This window comes from Streptomyces sp. SS8, assembly GCF_054072955.1.
Window position 1 is genome coordinate 1 of record NZ_JBSVCZ010000055.1, and the last position, 3,627, is coordinate 3,627.

Here is a 3,627-nt window from a genome sequence, read left to right on the forward strand (position 1 = left end):
ACTCCTGGCACGCCTGCGCTGATCCGGGCACCGGCTCCCGCGCATGCGCACGGTGGCCGCCCGGATCGCCCAGGTCGCCGACGGCGACATCGGGTCATGGATCAGTAGCCGGGACGGACCGGGCCTCGTGCCCGGTCCGTCCCGGTCTTCATAACGTTTCGACAGAGAATTGCGGGGTGGATGCCACTCGCCGCGAGCGTCTCGTTCCCCAGCGCGCACAGAATTTCAGTCTTTCGTCAACCTGTGGGTCATATGCCCTTTTCCTCCCGGGCGTCCGCGTGTGATTCGCCACTGGTCCAGGTGTTTGGAAAGCTTCTGCCCACCGTGCTGAAATTCGCTGAACTCAGCAGTAGTTACGGTTTCATCGAAGACGATGGGCTGAAGCCGAGAGGTTTGGTCGAGTGAGGCGAAGCAATCCGAGCTCCCCGCCCGGGGAGCCGCGTGGCAACTTCACGCCGCCGCAGCGCGCCGTGGAGGCGCACTCCGACCTGCCCGGGAACGGCGGGGAGTCGGGCAGCGGTGGCCGTTTCGCGGTACGCAACTGGCGCGTGGCCACCAGACTGAACGCCATCCTCCTCATCCCCGTGCTCGTCGCCCTGGTCTTCGGCGGCTTCCGGGTGCAGAACTCCCTGGAGACGCTGAACGAGGCGGAGGACGCCAACCGCACCGCGGAACTGGTCCGCGCCGCCGCCGCGTACGCCCACGCCGTGATCGACGAGCGCGACCGCACCGCCGCGCCGCTGCTGCAGGGCAAGACGGAGGACCCGGTGATCGCCGAGGTGCGCGGGGTCACCGACGCCGCGCGCGAGGAGTTCGACCGCCGCGTCGAGCAGATGCCCGACCAGCAGAACCTCAAGCGCCGCCTCGCCGCCTTCAGGCAGGTCGAGCCGGAGCTGGAGGAGTTGCGCCAGGCCGCCTACACCGACCGGCTCAAGGGCGTTGAGACCGAGGAGGGCTACGTCCGGATCCAGCACCCGCTGATGGAGTTCGCCAACGAACTGGGCCTGGGCACCGGCAACATCACCTCCTACGGCCGCAGCGTCTACGCGGTCTCGCTCGCCAAGGCCGCCGAGTCCCTGCAGCGCTCGATCGGCACCCACCTGCTGATCAAGCCCGGCCCGGGCGCGGCGGACAAGCAGCGCCAGGTCACCGCCTTCAGCTCATACGCGTACCTGGAGAACATCGCCGTCGAGGAGTACCGCGGTGGCTCCTCCCCGGAGGACTGGGAGCTGCTGCAGGAGGAGAAGGCCAAGGCGGACGAGGACGCCCGGGAGCGGCTCGCCGAGGCCGGGGACGAGGCGGAGGCCGCCGGACGGGACTTCGCCGCTCCGCCCGCGACCGACAAGATGATCCAGGCCATCGCCTCCGGGACCTCCCCCCAGAAGCTGCGGGCCGGCGGCGTCACGGCCGAGAACTGGTACACCGCGGCCACCGCCAACTTCAACGCCTACCGCGAGGTGGAGAAGGACCTCACCGACCGGGCGGTGAACGAGACGGCCAAGATCGCCTCGGACGCCAAGCGGGACGCCGTCGTCAACTCCGTCATCGTGCTCGCCGCCCTGGTGATCGCCTTCGTGATCGCCGGAATGATGGCCCGCTCGATGAGCAACAACATGCGCCGGCTGCGCACCGCCGCCTTCGATGTCGCCCAGCAGCGGCTGCCGATGCTGGTGGACCAGCTCTCCCGCACCGACCCGGGCAAGGTCGACACCCGCGTACAGCCCATCCCGATCAACAGCCGCGACGAGATCGGCGAGGTCGCCCGCGCCTTCGACCAGGTCCACCGCGAGGCCGTCCGGCTCGCCGCCGAGCAGGCACTGCTGCGGGGGAACGTCAACGCGATCTTCACCAACCTCTCGCGCCGCAACCAGGGCCTCATCGAGGGCCAGCTCGCCCTCATCACGGACCTGGAGAACAACGAGGCCGACCCGGACCAGCTGGAGAACCTCTTCAAGCTGGACCACCTGGCGACCCGTATGCGCCGCAACGGCGAGAACCTGCTGGTCCTCGCGGGCGAGGAGCCCGGCCGCCGCTGGACCCAGCCGGTGCCGCTGGTGGACGTGCTGCGTGCCGCCTCCTCCGAGGTGGAGGACTACGAGCGCATCGAGCTGTCCGGAGTCCCCGACAGCGAGATCCACGGCGCCGTCGTCACCGACCTGGTGCACCTGCTGGCCGAGCTGCTGGAGAACGCCACCTCGTTCTCCTCGCCGCAGACCAAGGTCAGGGTCACCGCGACCAGGCTGCCCGACGGCCGGGTGATGATCGAGATCCACGACAAGGGCATCGGCCTGACCCCCGAGGACTTCGCCGACATCAACCACAAGCTGGCCAACCCCCCGACGGTGGACGCGGCCATCTCCCAGCGCATGGGCCTGTTCGTGGTCGGCCGCCTGTCCAGCCAGCACGGCATCCGCGTCCAGCTGCGCCCCTCCGGCGAGCAGGCGGGCACCACCTCGCTGGTCATGCTTCCGGAGGAGATCACGCACGGCGGTGGCGGCCAGGAGGAGGCCGAGGAGGACTTCACCGTCTCCCGGATCGTCCCGGAGCAGCCGGACGCGGCCCAGCCCGCGCCCCAGAACCGCCAGCTGTCCGCCGCCGACCTGGGCTTCGACGACTCCCGCTACGGCTCCCAGGCCGAGGAGCAGGAGAACTCCCCCCGGCTCGACCCGCTCGGACGCTCGCTGATGCGCGAGGAGCGGCGCGCGGCGCTGGAGTCCCAGCAGCCCCCGTACCAGCAGCAGGACGACGGCTACGACGGCTACGGGGACGGGAACAACGCCCACGCCCAGGAGCAGTACGCCCCCCAGGCCCCCCAGCAGACCTCCTACGACCCCGGGCAGACCGGTCAGTACGGCTCGCAGGCCGGCTTCCCGGAGGGCGTCGGCTACGGACAGGAGACGGGCTACGGCCAGGGGTACCAGGACGGTTACCAGCCGCAGTACCAGCAGCAGCCCCAGCAGCAGGGGGGCGGATACGACGGCGGTTACGGCGGTTTCGGCGGTTACGCTCAGGAGCCCCGGGGCGAGTACCGGCCGGACTACGGGACCGGGTACGGGGAGAACGGCTACGACGCCGGGCAGGAGCCCGTCCGGAATACGGAAGCGGAATCCTTCCCCAGCGCTCCCGAAGACGGCCCGGAACGCGTAGGCTTCGATCGACCGGGTCAGGCTTCGGACGCTTCCACCACCGTGACCGGCGCGGGACTCCCGCGCCGGGAGTCGCGGAGGCAGCAGCCCGAGGAGGACTCGGCCCCGCGGTACCAGCCGCAAGCGGAATCCCCGGAAGTGCCCCGGCAGGCGGATCGCTCCGACGATTCCGGCCGGCGCACGGAGAACGACGAGCGCTGGCAGCGGGCGGAGGGACTCCGTGACCCCAAGGCCGGCGGAGTCACCCCCTCCGGTCTGCCCCGCCGCGTACCCAAGGCCAACCTGGTCGAGGGCACCGCGGAGCAGACGCCCCAGGCCGGGGCCCAGGTCTCCCGCAACCCGGAGGACGTCCGGGGCAGGTTGAGCAACCTGCACCGCGGCGTCCGGCGGGGACGCACCGCGGGCGGCTCCGACAACACCCAGAATGACCGACCGGGCTTCGGCCCCGGCAGCACCTACGATCAGGAGCGTTAGTGTGAGC

Annotated in this window: 1 protein-coding gene; it reads left to right on the forward strand. The window is 70.5% G+C overall.

Translation table 11 applies throughout. The features are described 5' to 3' along the window. The first annotated feature begins 401 nt into the window (after positions 1–401). Positions 402–3,620, forward strand: coding sequence for a nitrate- and nitrite sensing domain-containing protein (locus tag ACW69E_RS27680; RefSeq protein ID WP_457501023.1), 3,219 nt, complete (start codon positions 402–404; stop codon positions 3,618–3,620). Positions 3,621–3,627: the final 7 nt, after the last annotated feature.